This window comes from Dactylosporangium sp. NPDC049742 (assembly GCF_040674675.1).
GTDB classification, from domain to species: Bacteria; Actinomycetota; Actinomycetes; order Mycobacteriales; family Micromonosporaceae; genus Dactylosporangium; species Dactylosporangium maewongense.
Genome location: NZ_JBFANF010000106.1, coordinates 1 through 14,516, shown reverse-complemented (window position 1 = coordinate 14,516; position 14,516 = coordinate 1). Strand labels below are relative to the sequence as shown.

At 70.1% G+C, this 14,516-nt stretch carries 11 protein-coding genes; 1 reads left to right on the top strand and 10 read right to left on the bottom strand.

The window, feature by feature from the left end:
* Positions 1 to 121: 121 nt before the first annotated feature.
* From AB0J72_RS56135 to AB0J72_RS56125, 3 genes are all read right to left on the bottom strand, one after another.
* Positions 122 to 2,119, bottom strand: a complete 1,998-nt coding sequence (locus tag AB0J72_RS56135) for an alpha-L-fucosidase (RefSeq protein ID WP_363416576.1) — start codon at positions 2,117 to 2,119, stop codon at positions 122 to 124.
* 73 nt (positions 2,120 to 2,192) lie between these two features.
* Positions 2,193 to 2,423 carry an AbfB domain-containing protein gene (locus AB0J72_RS56130; RefSeq protein ID WP_363416573.1) on the bottom strand — a complete coding sequence of 77 codons (231 nt, stop codon included), beginning with the start codon at positions 2,421 to 2,423 and terminating at the stop codon, positions 2,193 to 2,195.
* A 43-nt stretch (positions 2,424 to 2,466) separates the two neighbouring features.
* On the bottom strand, positions 2,467 to 2,733 hold the full coding sequence (locus tag AB0J72_RS56125) for a hypothetical protein (protein WP_363416570.1): 267 nt from the start codon (positions 2,731 to 2,733) through the stop codon (positions 2,467 to 2,469).
* A 396-nt stretch (positions 2,734 to 3,129) separates the two neighbouring features.
* On the opposite strand from AB0J72_RS56125, the gene AB0J72_RS56120 reads away from it, so the two are divergent.
* On the top strand, positions 3,130 to 3,420 hold the full coding sequence (locus tag AB0J72_RS56120; protein ID WP_363416567.1) for a hypothetical protein: 291 nt from the start codon (positions 3,130 to 3,132) through the stop codon (positions 3,418 to 3,420).
* A gap of 70 nt (positions 3,421 to 3,490) precedes the next feature.
* Here AB0J72_RS56120 and AB0J72_RS56115 read toward each other — a convergent pair whose 3' ends face one another.
* From AB0J72_RS56115 to AB0J72_RS56085, 7 genes are all read right to left on the bottom strand, one after another.
* A complete protein-coding gene (locus AB0J72_RS56115; protein ID WP_363416564.1) occupies positions 3,491 to 5,005 on the bottom strand; it encodes an alpha-N-arabinofuranosidase in 1,515 nt (504 codons plus the stop codon).
* Positions 5,006 to 5,148: 143 nt separating this feature from the next.
* Entirely contained in the window at positions 5,149 to 6,510 is a 1,362-nt protein-coding gene (locus AB0J72_RS56110; protein WP_363416561.1) for a PHB depolymerase family esterase, read from the bottom strand.
* Positions 6,511 to 6,536: 26 nt separating this feature from the next.
* Entirely contained in the window at positions 6,537 to 9,401 is a 2,865-nt protein-coding gene (locus AB0J72_RS56105; protein ID WP_363416558.1) for a glycoside hydrolase N-terminal domain-containing protein, read from the bottom strand.
* 91 nt (positions 9,402 to 9,492) lie between these two features.
* A complete protein-coding gene (locus AB0J72_RS56100) occupies positions 9,493 to 9,684 on the bottom strand; it encodes a ricin-type beta-trefoil lectin domain protein (RefSeq protein ID WP_363416555.1) in 192 nt (63 codons plus the stop codon).
* 49 nt (positions 9,685 to 9,733) lie between these two features.
* Positions 9,734 to 11,485 (bottom strand): family 43 glycosylhydrolase, encoded by a 1,752-nt coding sequence (locus AB0J72_RS56095; RefSeq protein WP_363416607.1) that lies wholly within the window; start codon positions 11,483 to 11,485, stop codon positions 9,734 to 9,736.
* 77 nt (positions 11,486 to 11,562) lie between these two features.
* Positions 11,563 to 13,191: a ricin-type beta-trefoil lectin domain protein gene (locus AB0J72_RS56090; RefSeq protein WP_363416552.1), complete on the bottom strand. Its 1,629-nt coding sequence runs from the start codon at positions 13,189 to 13,191 to the stop codon at positions 11,563 to 11,565.
* A 2-nt stretch (positions 13,192 to 13,193) separates the two neighbouring features.
* The gene (locus tag AB0J72_RS56085; RefSeq protein WP_363416549.1) at positions 13,194 to 14,321 is read right to left on the bottom strand and encodes a ricin-type beta-trefoil lectin domain protein; all 1,128 of its coding nucleotides are present in this window, start codon (positions 14,319 to 14,321) and stop codon (positions 13,194 to 13,196) included.
* Positions 14,322 to 14,516: the final 195 nt, after the last annotated feature.

Sequence of the window (14,516 nt, the reverse complement as noted above, 5' to 3'; positions counted from 1 at the left end):
GATGTATTTATAGACCAGGCTCTGACGACTGTCCATAGCCCTGCACTTATGACCCACCGTTACCGCTACCGCCAGCACTTCCTGGCGGAACATCTGATGTTCTCGCCAACGTCGCCGGCGGTCAGACCGCGGTGATGGTCCACTGCAGGTTGGTGCTGGAGCCCGCCGCCCACAGCTTGACCCGGGATCCGACAGTGGTGTCGCCGCCGCTGTCCAGGACGGTTCCCGTGCCGCGGTTGACGATCTGATAGCGGCCGTTGCCCATGCTGTCGAGCCGCCACTGCTGGTTGTTGCCGCCGTTCCACGGCGCCTGCCTCGCGGTCGCGCCGTTCGCGGTATCGCCCCAGCTGTCGGCGACCATCCCGTTGGTGCGGTTCACGATGCGGTACCAGCCGCCCCCGGCGTCGACGAGCTGCCACTGCAGGTTCGCACTACCGTCCCAGCTCCACTGCTTGAGCTGCGATCCGGACGCGACGCCGCCGCCGCTGTCCAGCGCCAGGCCGGTCGCGACGTTGGAGATCCTGGCCCAGCCGCTGGGGACGCCACTGCCGCCGCCGAGCGCCGGGATGGAGCCTGAGAAGGTCAGCTTCACCACGTAGGCGGGAGCGCTGTACGGCGCCGTGCCCGACGGCATGGTGATCCGCAGGCCGCTGCCGTCCTGGGTGCGGGTGGGCAGGTTGATGTAGGTCCCCGCGGTGGAACCCAGCAGCTGCACGGAGGTCAGCGTGCCAAGGTTGATCCGGCTCGCGGACAGCGTGGTGACGTTGACCGTGCTGCCGGGCCAGCCGAGGATCGTCGCGTACAGCACGCGGCTGTCCTTGCTGCGGGTGAACCGGATGTCCTGTGCGGTGCCGGTCCGCGGCGTCTGGAACGTTCCGCCGCCCATCTGCGTCGGCCCCTCACCGAACGCGCTCCAGGCGCGGGTGCTGTAGACGGACTCGCCGAAGCGGCGCAGGTAGTCGCCGATGCTCAGCAGGACGGTGCGCTGCCCGGACGGGATGGTGCCGTCGGCCATCGGCGCGATGTTGAGCACCATGTTGCCGTTCTTGCTGACCCGGTCGATCAGCGTGTGCAGCAGCGCGTTCGCCGGGTAGTAGCCGATGCCGACCGTGTAGCACCAGCTGGAGCTGGAGATGCTGTCGTCGGTGAGCCAGTACGGGGCCTGGATGCCGGCCGGGCCGCCGCGCTCGAAGTCGAAGACCTCGCCCCGGTTGTTGAAGCCGTCCTTGTAGGTGGCGACGACCTCCTTGTTCCAGGCGACGGCGCGGTTGTAGTAGTACGACAGGAAGTCCAGCCGCCGCGACTCGGGCACCTGCGAGAGGTTGAAGTCCTGCCACAGGATGTCCGGCTGGTAGCCGTCGATGACCTCGCGGAGCTTGTCGTACCAGAGCTGCTGCTCGGCGGCGGCGCCGAGCTGGCCGTACAGCTTGCGCAGGCTCGCGTCGGACTGCGCCGGCGCCCACTGGTAGAAGCCGGTGAAGTTGTACGCGTGGTGCATCGCGACCAGCAGCTTCAGGCCCTTGCCGCGGATCGCGTCGGCGTGCAGCCGCAGCAGGTCGAGCCGGGGTCCCCGGTTGACCGAGTTCCACTCGTTGACGCTGCTGTTCCACATGGAGAAGCCGTCGTGGTGCTCCGCCACCGGCCCGGCGAAGCGGGCACCGGCGTCGAGGAACAGCTGCGCCCACTCGTTCGGGTCGAAGTTGCCCCCGGCCGACCGCAGCCGCGGCGCGAACTGCACGAGGTTGCCGGCCTTGTCCCGGGCGCCGTTGATGAAGTTGTGGTACGGCCACACCGACGGATCGCCGTACACGCTCTTGTGGTGGCTGTTCTCGTTCGAGCCGTTGTTGTACATGTTTCGCGGGTACCACTCGTTGGCGTACGCGGGCACGCTGAACGCGCCCCAGTGGTAGTAGATACCGAACTTGGCGTCCTGGAACCATTCGGCGGCGGGCGGATGCTGGTCGACCGACGCCCACGTGGCGGAGTAGCTCGTCGGTCCGGGGATGGCGGCCGCGGCGGGCAGCGCGCGGATGAGTTCGGCGCCGCCGGCGGTCAGCGCGGCACCGGTCGCGCCGAGAACGGTCAGGAACCTCCGGCGGGAGAACGGGGATCGAGACATGGTGATCCTCCAAAGGACGGATGGAGCACCCAACCGGGACGCACGTCCCGGCCGGTGTGCGGGGGTGATGGACCTACGGGGTCACCCGGAAGGTGGCGTCCTGCCGGTCCGCGGCGCTGGAGCTCGCGCTGAGCGGGTCGATGCGCAGCGCGTAGTTGACGTGCCTGAGGTAGCGGCTCGGGTAGTTGTACGACCGGACCGACGACCAGGCCGCGTCGGCCAGCCCCGCGATGCGGGTGAAGGTGGCGTCGGCGCGGAACGTCGAGGTGTTGTCGTTCGGGTCGAGCCGGACGACGTAGCCCACACGTAGGCGGTGTTCGGCGCGGCGAGGGCGGCGCGCGGGAGGCTCACCGCACCCGCGGCCCGTGGCGGACAGCGCCGCGAGGGTGAAAGCTCGTGTTCCAACTGTTCCACCCCATCGGCGGGGTACGGGCGACGCCGTTCTCGAGGGCCTGTGCGGACGTCGTGCGCAGGACACCGACGGCGCCGGCCAGCAGCAGCGACGCCGCCACCAGCAGGGCACCGATGCGGCCGCGGCGAGAAAGGGCTTCATGCATCACGCTCCGGTTCGACGTGCGACAGGTGGCGGCGTGCCGTTGCCGACCTGCGAGCACAGGGAGAGTTTGTTAGCGCTCACACGCAAGGGCGGTGCGGTGAGGTGGCATCAAGAGCAACTTTGGCGGCGGAAGCGCTCGGATCAAGCGTTCAATGACAGTGCCAGAATGTCGCTCAAGCTTCAAGGGGTGGATCGCGGCGGACCGCTTACGTCCCGTCATCACGTCGCGCCAGTTCAATGAAGTACCAGCTCAAGCCGCATACGGCAAGAGTCCCTGACCCGGGTCGACGGATTTGTAAATGACCGTCGTCCATACGGTTCACACCAGCGCGACTCGGCGACGAGATGCCATATAACGCTTTCTTTGAACCTGAAGCTTCACTCGCCCGCGACCGTCACGCATCCAATGGGACGATGTTGGCGGTCTCCTGAACAGCATTGACACAGATATCAGATGTTTGTAGCGCCCTGGGCGATCGCCGCGCCGGGCTGCATCCGGGCGACGCTGGAGCCGCGCCGCGCCGCGCGGCACCGGGCCGCCGGACCGGCTGACCGACCGGGAGCCGGACACCCTGGCGTCGATGGCCGAAGGCCTCACCGCCCGGGCGACGCCGAGCCGATCGGCGTCTCGGTCACCACCGTCGGCACGCACGTCCGCGCCGTCTTCCACACGGTTGACCCGCCCGACGGCGTCGCCGACAACCGACAGGTGCCGGCCGTGCTCACCTACCTCGACCGGCGCTGACGCACCAGCCGGCGCACCCAGTCCCGAGGGAGGTCACCGCTCGTGCGGCGGCCCGCCCGCCAAGCCGTGATCATCCGGAGCGCTCCAGGCGCAGCATCGTCCAGGACACCGGCGGCAGCTCGACCCGCACGCCGTCCGCGTCCCGGGTCGCCGACGGGTTGCGGCGGGGCAGGACGGTCTTCGCGTCGTCCGCCGTCGCCGACCACGTGTGATCGGGGTTCGACAGGGTCAGCGCCTCGACGACCCGCAGCGCGGGAAAGCCCCGCAGGTCGACGGTCAGCCCGACGGGCCCGGCCGTCGACCGGTTCACGGCGAAGAGCACCAGCCCGCCCGCGTCCGGCTCATACGTGGCGACGGCGTCGACGAGCGGCACCGGCCCGAACCGCGCCGTGTCGTGGGCCGGCGCGTCGATCGCGACCCGCAGCACCTCCCCCGCGGCGTGCCGGGCGGTCAGCGCGAACGGATGGAACGTCGTCTGCCGCCAGGACCGGCCGCCCGGCTCGGTCATGATCGGCGCGATGACGTTGACGAGCTGGGCCAGCGACGCCGCGTGCACCCGGTCGGTGTGCCGCAGCAGCGAGATCAGCAGGTTGCCGACGACGACGGCGTCGGCAACGTTGTAGCGGTCCTCCAGCAGCACGGGGGCGACCGGCCAGTCGTCGCCGGACGGCGGGCGGGACTCGGCGCGCTTGACGTACCAGACGTTCCACTCGTCGAACGAGAGGTGGATGCGCTTGTCCGCCTTGCGTGCGGCCCGGACGGCGTCCGCGGTGGCGACGACCGACTCGATGAAGTGGTCCATGTCGACGGGGGAGGCGAGGAATGACGCGAGGTCGCCGTCCTCCTCGCAGTAGTAGGCGTGCGCCGAGACGAGGTCGACGACGTCGTAGGTCTCGCCGAGGACGATGCGCTCCCACTCCCCGAACGTGGGCATGCCCGGCCCGGACGACCCGCACGCCACCAGCTCCAGGTCGGGCTGGAGCTGCCGCATGGCCCGCGCGGTCTCGGCGGCGAGCCGCCCGTACTCGTGCGCCGTCTTGTGCCCGAGCTGCCACGGGCCGTCCATCTCGTTGCCGAGGCACCACATCCGGATGCCGTGCGGCTGCTCAGCGCCGTTGGCCCGCCGCCGGTCCGACCAGGCCGTGCCGCCGCGCACATTGCAGTACTCCAGCAGGTCCAGCGCCTCCTGGATGCCCCGGGTGCCGAGGTTGACCGCCATCATCGGCTCGACGCCAGCCTTGCGCGCCCAGCGGACGAACTCGTCGACGCCGACGGTGTTCGGCTCGGTCGAGTGCCAGGCGAGGTCGAGCCGCACCGGCCGGTCCACGCGCGGGCCGACGCCGTCTTCCCAGCGGTACCCGGACACGAAGTTCCCGCCCGGGTACCGCACCGTGCTGACACCCAGCTCGCGGACCATGTCGACGACGTCGCCCCGGAAACCGTCCGCGTCGGCGGTCGGATGACCCGGGTCGTGCAGCCCCGTGTAGACGCAGCGGCCCAGGTGCTCGACGAACGAGCCGAACGTCCGCCGGCGGACCGGCCCGACGACGAACGCAGGATCGACCGTGACGCTCGCGAGCTGCATGCATCCTCCTGGACTGACGTGTCGTCGCGGCGGCCGACGTCACCGGCGCCGCGGTCCCAGCGCATATCTCATCAACGACGCCCGGCTATGACCAGCACCAGATCGTGGTTGTCCACGTACCGGTGCACGGGTCGCGGCTGCTGTCAGCGGCGGCTCCAGCGTTGGTTGGCCGCCGCGGTGCAGGTCCACAGGATGACCTTGCTGCCGTTGGCGGTGGCCGCGCGGTCCACGTCGAGGCACAGCCCGGACCGGGCGTCGCGGATGGTGCCGTCGGCGTTGAGGTTCCACTGCTGGTTCAGGCCACCGTTGCAGTCCCACAGCTGGACCTTGGCGCCGGCGGTCGCGTTCAGTGGCGCGTCCAGGCACTTGCCGAGGGAGCGCAGTGACCGGCCGTTGAGGGTCCACTGCTGGTTCGCTGCGCCGTGGCAGTCCCACAGCTGCGGCTGGGTGCCGTTGGTGGCGCTGCTGGCGGGCAGGTCCAGGCAGCGTCCGGAGGCGGCGCCGACGAGTGTGGTGGTGGCGCCGGTGCTGGTCGTCGGGCTCGGCGAGGTGGGGGTCGGGGAGGTGGGGGTGCCCGCACCGTCCAGGCCGAGGAAGGCGACCGCGTACGCGAGCTGACCGGACATCGGCAACTGGTGCCCGACGCCGCCGATGCTGATGCCCTCGACGGTCGCCTGGGTGCCGGTGCTGCCGTAGCGGGTGCGGGTCCAGTTCGACTGCGGATGATCGGTGAACGCCGGGGTCTGGCCCAGCCCGTTGAGGTTCGTCCACTGCTTGATCGCCTCGCCGAAGTTCGGGTAGGCGACGGTGGTGTCGGTCGTGCCGTGCCACAGCTGCATCCGCGGATAGCGGCCGGTGTAGCCGGGGTACATCGCGCGCGCCGTGTCGCCCCACTGCTGGGCGGTGCGGATGATGGTGCCGCCGGAGCACTGGCTGTTCCACAGCGATCCGTTGGTGGTGGCGAAGCAGCCGGCGGGGACGCCGGAGAACGCGGACGCGGCGGCGAACACGTCGGGGTACTGCGCGGCCAGGACGTTGGTCATCATCGCACCGGAGGAAAAGCCGGAGACCACGATGCGCGACGCGTCGATCGGGTGGTTCGCGCGGGCGTAGGCGACCATCGACATGATGCCGGTGGAGTCACTGCCGCCGTTGCGTTGCAGGGCCGCCGGCGTCGACACGTCGAAGCAGTTGCCGCTGCGCGTCGCCTCGGGCAGCACGATGATGAAGCCGTACCGGTCGGCCGCGTTGACGTAGTCGTGGCCGTTGCCGTTGAAGATGCCGCTGGCGGAGCCCCCGCAGTAGTGCACGAGCACGAGCAGAGCCGGCCGGGGGGCGACGTTGACCGGCACGTAGATGTACATGTTGAGGCCGGTGGGATTGTTGCCGAAGTTGGTGACCCGGGTCATCCCGGCGGCCGCCGCCGGCCGGATCGCCAGCAGCACGGTGGCGATCATGAGGGGTAGTGCCGCGGCGAGCAGCAGCACCCGGAATTTGCGTCGCATCAGGATCTCCTTGCTGCGGTGTGCGCTCAGAGCGCGGTCACGGTCCACTGGTTGTTGGTGTTGGTGTTGGGCGCCCACAACGCGACGGTGGAGCCGGCCGAGGCGTTGCCCATGCCGTCCAGCGCGGTCCCGGTGCCGCGGTTGATGATCTGCCGGCGGCCGTTGCCGGTGTCGTTGAGCCGCCATTGCTGGTTGACGCCGCCGGTCCAGGTCGCCTGCCGGCACGGCGCGCCGTTGGCGGTGTTGCCGGCGCTGTCCAGCACCAGGCCGTTGGTGCGGTTGACGATGCGGACCCAGCCGCTGCCGAGGTCGGCCAGCTGCCACTGCAGGTTGCTGCTGCCGTCCCAGTTCCACTGTTTGAGCACGGAGCCGGAGGCGACGTTGCCGCCGCTGTCGAGCACCAGACCGGTGGTCGCGTTGCCGATGCGCACCCACGTCTGCGTCTGTACCTGCGCCGTCACGCGGTAGCTGCGGCCGGCCAGGCCGGACAGCTGGACGACGTCGGCCTCCGGCCGGGTGACGGTGACGGTGCCACCGGTAGTGGTGTCGACGACCGCGACCGTGCCGGTGAGTGACCGGCTGCGGACCTTGACGGTGGCGTCCCGGTCGAACCGGATGGTGATCTCGGCGGCCTGACCGCCGCTCCATCGGGCGCCCACGGTGTAGCCGCCCCTGCCGCGCAGGCCCTGCACCTGCCCTGCGGGCCAGGCGGCGGGCAGCGCCGGCAGCACGTGCAGCTCGGCGTTGTGGCTGTGCAGCAGCATTTCGGCGATGCCGGAGGTGGCGCCGAAGTTGCCGTCGATCTGAAACGGCGGGTGCAGGTCGAACATGTTCGGCGCGAGCCTGGCCGTGGTCACCAGCAGGCGTAGCAGGTCGTGCGCGCGGGTCCCTTCCTCCAGCCGGGCCCAGTAGTTGATCTTCCAGGCGAGGGACCATCCGGTGCCGTCGTCGCCGCGCAGTTCCAGGGTGCGGCGAGCGGCGTTGTACAGCGTGGGGGTGCCGCGCCTGGTGATCTGGTTGCTGGGGTGCAGGCCGTACAGGTGCGAGACGTGCCGGTGGTTCTGCTCGGTCTCGGTCCAGTCGTACAGCCACTCCTGGATGTTGCCGCGGGAGCCGACCTTCATCGGTGCGAGCCGGTCGCGGGTGGCCAGCACCCGGGTCCGCAGGTCGGCGTCGACGCCGAGCACCTGGGCGGCCTGCGCGACCGCGTTGAACAGGTCCCGCAGGATCTGGTTGTCCATGGTCGGCCCGGCGCACACGCTGACGCCCGAGTGGTGGGCGAGCTCCGGGGAGTTGGACGGGTTGGTCACCAGGTAGCGCAGCGACGGCTCCTCGACCAGCGTGTCGAGGAAGAACTGCGCGGCGCCCTTCATCGCCGGGTAGTTGGCCTGCAGGAAGGCGACGTCGCCGGTGAACTGGTAGTGCTCCCAGATCAGGGTGGACAGCCACGCGCCGCCGGTCTGCCACATGCCCCACAGCGCGCCGTCGACGACCGACGAGCCGCGCCACCCGTCGGTGTTGTGGTGGGTCACCCATCCCCCGGCGCCGTACTGCACCTGGGCGGTGCGCGCGCCGGTCACCGCAAGCTCACGGATCATGCCGAACACCGGCTCGAAGCATTCCGCGAGGTTCGTCGTGTCCGCCGGCCAGTAGTTCATCGGCAGGTTCGCGTTGATCGTGTACTTGGAATCCCACGACGGGCTCAGCGAGTCGTTCCAGATGCCCTGCAGGTTCGCCGGCTGGGTGCCCGGCCGCGAGGACGAGATCAGCAGGTACCGGCCGAACTGGAACAGCAGGGCCGAGAACTGCGGGTCGTCGGTGGAGGCGTGCCGGCTGATCCGCACGTCGGTGGGCTGGTCGGCGGCGGAGGTCCGGCCGACGTCCAGCGTCGTGCGGTTGAACAGCTGCTGGTAGTCCGCGACGTGCCGGCTGCGCAGCTGGTCCCAGGTCCGGGCGGCGGCCAGGTCGAGGAAGGCACGGGCCCTGCCCTGATGATCCCCGCTCGTGTCACGGTAGTTGACGTAGCTCGTGCCGATCGACACGAGCAGCGTGACGCTGTCGGCCCCGCGGACCTGCAACGTGCCGCCGGAACTGCTGACGGTGCCACCGTCGGCGACCGCGCGGGCAAGACCGCGGAACCTCACCTTGCCGGTCAGCCCACGCTGGTCGCCGCTGACCCCGTCGACGGCAGCCGTCACCGCGTCCGGGCTGGACGGCGTCGTGCGCTGAGGGCTGTCGAACGCCGCGGAGAAGGTGATCGACCCGGCCCGGTCCGCAGTCAGACGGACCGCGATCACCTGGTCCGGCGCGCTGGTGAGCACCTCCCGCCGGAACCGCACACCGTTCTGCAGGTAGCTGACGCCGGCCACGGCCGTGGTCAGGTCCAGGAACCGCGTGTACTGCGACACGCCGGAGCCGCCTGCGGCGAACGTCAGCCGGAGGTTGCCGACGGTCTGGTAGGCCAGCTGCGCCGACGGGATGCCCAGCATGTTCTGGTCGACGAGGGTCTGTGCCTGGCCCCACTGGTTGGCGAAGACCAGCTGCCGGATCTGCGCCAGCGCGCCGGCGCCGCGCGGGTTGCTCTGGTCGTAGGGGCCACCGGCCCACATGGTGTCCTCGTTGAGCTGCAACCGCTCCACGTCGACGTTGCCGAACACCATGGCGCCGAGGCGCCCGTTGCCGACCGGTAGGGCGCGCAGCCAGTCGGTGCCGGCGGCCTGCTCGTACCACAGTGCAAGGCCGTTCGCGGCGCCGACCTCCGGCGGGGCCGCGGCCGACGCCGGCGACGCCGTCCACGGCAGTGGCAGCGCCGCCCCGGCGATCACGGCACCGGCGATCAACACCTGCCTGCGGGTCGGGTCGGACGACGACGGGGTGTGGTCATGCTGCACGGGATGCTCCTTTGCCGTGGCGGATCGGCTGGTCGAGCGCGGGTTCGGGGGTGCGCGCCGGTGGCCGTGCGGCCACCGGCGACGTCGCGCGTCAGCTGAGGCTGAAGCGCTGGTTGGCCTGGCCGTTGCAGCTGTAGATCTGCATTGCGGCGCCGTTGCCGGAGCCGGCGGCGTCCAGGCACATGGAGCCGCAGACGGTCAGCTGCCTGCTCGACGTGGCGGTCCACTGCTGGTTCGCCCCGCTGTGGCAGTCGTACAGCTGCACCATTGTTTGAATAACCACCGGATGACCCGCCGACGCCGGCCATCCGGTGGAAACGAATCACGTTCTCCTACTGCACCGAGACGTCGTCGAGGTAGAGGTTGTCCGTTCCGCTGGTGGTCTCCACGTAGAAGGTGGCACCGGTCAGCGTGCCCGTCCACGACACCGTCGACGTGCCGGACAGCAGGGTCCAGCCTCCGGAGTTCACCGCGGTCGCCGGGGCCAGTTGCACGTAGCTGGTCGTGCCGTTGGCGGTGACGGCCAGCATCGCCTTGGCGCTCGGGCTACCGCCGCCGGTGCGGACCCAGGCACTCGTCGTGTAGGTACGGCCGTTGACCAGCTTGGCCGTCACGTCCTGGCCGGCGCCGTTCCACGCGGCGGTGCGCCCGGTGACCTGCAGCGACTGGTTGCCGCCGTGCGCGGTGGCGGTGCTCGCCGCCAACGTCCCACTGCCGAACATCGCCCAGCCGGACGTGCCGCTCTCCATGGAGCCGTTGGTGATCAGGTTCCCGTCGCTGCTCCCGCCGCCGGCGAACTGCCACCAGTTGACGTTGAACAGGTTGCCGCTGCCGCCGGTGAACTTGAGGTACAGGTCGTGGGTGCCTGTCGCGCCGCTCACCGGGCAGGTGGCGCTGGTCCAGGTCTGCCAGCCGCCGGTGCCGGCGACGGTGCAGGTGCCGACGAGGGCACCGTTGACGCCGTCGAGGTGCAGCTCGATGCGGCCCCCGCTGGTGGCGGAGGCGACCCTGGCGGTGAACGACGTGGCGCCGCCGCCGAACGCGACGCCCTTGGCCTTGATCGAGTCGTTGTTCTCGATCCAGCCGACGTTCATGCCGCCCTCGCTGGAGGGTTCGGTCTCGACGCCGGTCTCCCAGGCGATCGTCTCGGCCTCCTGCCGCACGTACGGGTTGAGCGTGCCGACCTGGGGTGCGCCGCCGGTGGTCATGGTGATGGTCGGGATGGTGCCGTCGGCGTTGTAGCTGAACTTCTCCACGGCCACGGAGCGGGTGTAGCCGCCACCGCCGGGCAGCGCGCCGTTGTGGTAGAAGAAGTACGAGCCGCCGTTGAAGTCGATGACGCCGGCGTGGTTGGTGAAGCTGCCGCCCTGCGTCGGCATCACGGTGCCGCGGTAGGTCCACGGGCCGGTCGGCCCGGGGGCGGTGGAGTAGCCGATGAACTCCGAGCAGCACTTCGCGGCGAACACGTTGTAGTAGAGGCCGTTGCGCTTGTAGACCCAGGGGCCTTCCTCGTACAGCGTGGGCCGGCTCGCGTTGCCGGTGCGGGTGCCGAACCCGGCGGTGGTCAGCGGGATCTGCGTCACGCCGCCGGAGTAGGAAGTCATGTCGGCGTTCAGCCGCACGTACCACAGGTTGGGGTTGCCCCAGTACAGGTAGACCTGCCCGTTGTCGTCGATGAAGACGGTCGGGTCGATCTCGTTGTTCTCCACCAGCGGCCGGCCGATCGCGTCGGTGAACGGCCCGGTGGGGCTGTTGGAGACGCCGACGCCGATGGCCATCCGGCCGGTCGAGCGGTTCGTGACCGGCACATACCAGTAGAACCTGCCGTTGCGGTTGACCACCTGACCGGCCCACGCGTTGGCGCTGGCCCAGCTGAACGTCGCGAGGTTCATCGGCGAGCCGTGGTCGGTCCAGTTCACCATGTCGGCGGAGGAGTAGACCCGCCACTCCTTCATGGTGAAGTAGGTGGAGTTGTCCTCGTCGTGTCCGGTGTACAGGTAGACCCGCCCGTTGTACACCAGCGGGGCCGGGTCGGCGGTGTAGACGGTCTGCACGATCGGGTTGTCGGCCAGGGCTGCGGGCATGGCAGCGGCCACGACGACGGCGGTGCCGCCGACCAGCAGGATACCGGCGGTGAGCAGTCCGGCGACTCTTCGCATCGTCATCCTCTCGTCCAGCGCTGGTTCGCCGCGGCCGTGCACGTCCACAGCAGCACCGGCGTGCCGTTGGCGGTCAGGTTGTGGTCGACGTCCAGGCACAGGCCGGACGCGACGCCGCGGACGGTGCCGTCGGCGTTGAGCGTCCACTGCTGGTTGGTGCCGCCGTTGCAGTCCCACAGCTGCGCCTTGGCGCCGGCGGTGGCACCCAGCGGCGCGTCGAGGCACTTGCCGAGGGCCTGCAGCGTCTGCCCGGTGACCGTCCAGCGCTGGTTGGCGCCGCCGCTGCAGTCCCAGATGACGGGCTGGGTGCCGTTGGTGGTGCTGCTGTTCGGCACGTCGAGGCACCGCCCGGAGGCGGCGCTGACGAGCGTCGACCCGGCCGGCGGGGTGGTCGTGCCGCCGCCGCTCACCCGGTACACGACGGTGCCGTGCGCGGGCACGCTCGCGCTGATGCTGCCGGTCGTGGTGCTCGTGGTGTTCGTCCATGCGTCGCGCAGCGTGAACGAGCCGCCCGACTTGCCGGCCGCGGCCGCCGTGGTGCTGACCGTCGTCGCCGACCCACCCTGGTTGAACAGCGCGACCGCGACGTCACCGTTCGCCAGCCGCTTGGCCAGCACGCGCCGGGTGCCGTCGTTGGACACCTGGGTCGCCTGCAGACCGAGGCTGTCCTGGTTGATCGCGACCAGTTGCTGGTTCTTGAGGATCGTCGCGGTCGCGGCGCTCTGCGAGCGGATGTCGTTGCCGGCGATCAGCGGCGAGGCCATCATCGCCCACAGCGCGAAGTGGCTGCGCATCTCGGTGTCGTTCATGCCGCCGCGGCCGACCTCGAGCATGTCGGGGTCGTTGAACCGGCCCGGCGCGGCGTAACCGGCGAGCGGCACGGTGACGTTGACGATGTTCTGGATGCCCATCGGGTAACCGTTGCTCTGCCCGGTGTCCCAGGCGTTGGTGATGTCCTCCGTGGTGCGCCACATGTTCGCGACGTCGCCCCAGTTGCGCTGCGGGCCGGTCTTCGCGTGGATGCTGTTCGGGTTGATGCTGTACACGATCGGCCGGCCGGTCGCGGCGAGCGCATCACGCATCTTCGCGAACGTGGTGACCTGCTCGCTGATCGAGCCGGTCGGTGAGCACCAGTCGTACTTCAGGTAGTCCACGCCCCAGGCGGCGAACTGGCGGGCGTCCTGCGCCTCGTGCCCCTGCGCGCCGGTCGCGCCGGGATAGCTGCCGAAGTACTGCGCGCAGGTCTTGTCCAGCGGCGCCTGGTAGATACCGAAGAGCAGGCCGCGGGAGTGCAGGTAGTCACCGAGAGCCTTCATGCCGTTCGGGAACCGGCTCGCGTTGGCCTGCAGATTGCCCTGCGCGTCGCGGGTGGAGTTCATCCAGCAGTCGTCGACGACCACGTACTTGTAGCCGAGATCCCGCATGCCGCTGCTGACGATCGCGTCGGCCATCTGCCGGATCAGCGTGTCGTTGATGTTGCAGCCGAACGTGTTCCAACTGTTCCAGCCCATCGGCGGGGTACGGGCGACGCCGTTCTCGAGGGCCTGCGCGTCCGGGCCGCGCACGACGGCGGCGAGGATGCCGGCGGTCAGCAGGACCACCGCGGCCAGGAGCACACCGATACGTTTCATGCTCATCTCCTTGTCCAGCGCTGGTTCGCCGCCGCGGTGCAGGTCCACAGCTGCACGGGGGTGTTGTTGGCGGTCGCGTTGCCGGCGACGTCGAGGCACAGGCCCGACTGCGCGTTGCTGATCGTGCCGTTGGCGTTGAGGTTCCAGCGCTGGTTCACCCCGCCGTGGCAGTCCCACAGCTGGACCTTGCTGCCGGCGGTCGCGCCGGTGGGCGAATCGAGACACTTGCCGAGCGACTGCAGCGCCTGGCCGTTGAGCGTCCAGCGCTGGTTGGCCGCGCCATTGCAGTCCCAGATGATCGGCTGGGTGCCGTTGGCCGAGTTGCTCCCCGGCACGTCGAGGCAGCGCCCGGACGCGGCGCTCGCCAGCGCGCTGCCGGTGCCGCCGGTCGGGGTGCTCGGGCTTGTCGGCGTGCCCGGGTCGCCGATGCTGCCGGGGACGGCACGCAGCGCCGTGTACCAGGTGGCGGCCATCTTGTCGTAGCCGCCGGCGGTGGGGTGGACGCCGTCGATGAGGTCGGCGGTGGTGAGCGCGGCGTGCATGTCGACGAAGTGGACGCGCTTACCGGCGTTGGCCTTGCTCTGCACCATCCCGGGGATGGTGGCGTTGAAGGTGCGGACCGCCGTCTCCTGGCCGCTGTTGCTCAGCGGGATGATGCTGGCGACGAACACGTCGGCGTTCGGCGCGGCGGCGGTGATGTGGTCGATGAGGGTGGAGAGCCGGCCGGGTGCGCCGGCGACGTTGGAGTTCTGCAGGATGTCGTTGGTGCCGATGTGCAGCAGGACGGTGCGCGGGGTGGTGGTGCGCAGCCAGCCGGTGATGTTGGCATCGATCTGGTCGATCCGCCAGCCCGGGTGGCCTTCGTGGTCGTGGTCCCACAGCGATGCCGGCCCGTTGAACTGGGAGCCGACGAAGTCGTTGCGGTAGCCGCCGGCGGCGAGCCGCTGCCAGAGGCCGATGCGGTAGCCGCCGGGGACCTGCGTGCCCTCGGTGATCGAGTCGCCGAGCGGCATGATCCGCACGCCGCCGTTGGACTCCGCCGAGGCGGGTGCGGTCAGGGCCGCGGCGCCCGCCGCGGTGAGTGCGGCGGTCAGTGTCGCGGCGATGAGCCAGTGTCGTGCCGTGCGCATGGCGGTGCCTCCTGGAAAGGGAGGGCCGGCCGCCCCGGGAGGCGGCCGGCCGGGGAACGACTAGCGCTGCAGGGTCAGCACACCGGGGCGGTACGGCAGGAGGCCGTAGTCGCCGCCGGAGCTGGGGCTGCGGCCCTGGTACAGCAGTTGCAGGTTGCACGGGTCGACGGTCTTGGTCTGGTCGGGGTTGCTGCG

Bases quoted from the DNA above. Each gene is read 5' to 3' on its own strand.
- AB0J72_RS56135 (WP_363416576.1), bottom strand. From the start codon at position 2,119: ATGTCTCGATCCCCGTTCTCCCGCCGGAGGTTCCTGACCGTTCTCGGC.
- AB0J72_RS56110 (WP_363416561.1), bottom strand. From the start codon at position 6,510: ATGCGACGCAAATTCCGGGTGCTGCTGCTCGCCGCGGCACTACCCCTC.
- AB0J72_RS56085 (WP_363416549.1), bottom strand. From the start codon at position 14,321: ATGCGCACGGCACGACACTGGCTCATCGCCGCGACACTGACCGCCGCA.
- AB0J72_RS56120 (WP_363416567.1), top strand. From the start codon at position 3,130: ATGTTTGTAGCGCCCTGGGCGATCGCCGCGCCGGGCTGCATCCGGGCG.
- AB0J72_RS56090 (WP_363416552.1), bottom strand. From the start codon at position 13,191: ATGAAACGTATCGGTGTGCTCCTGGCCGCGGTGGTCCTGCTGACCGCC.
- AB0J72_RS56095 (WP_363416607.1), bottom strand. From the start codon at position 11,485: ATGCCCGCAGCCCTGGCCGACAACCCGATCGTGCAGACCGTCTACACC.
- AB0J72_RS56115 (WP_363416564.1), bottom strand. From the start codon at position 5,005: ATGCAGCTCGCGAGCGTCACGGTCGATCCTGCGTTCGTCGTCGGGCCG.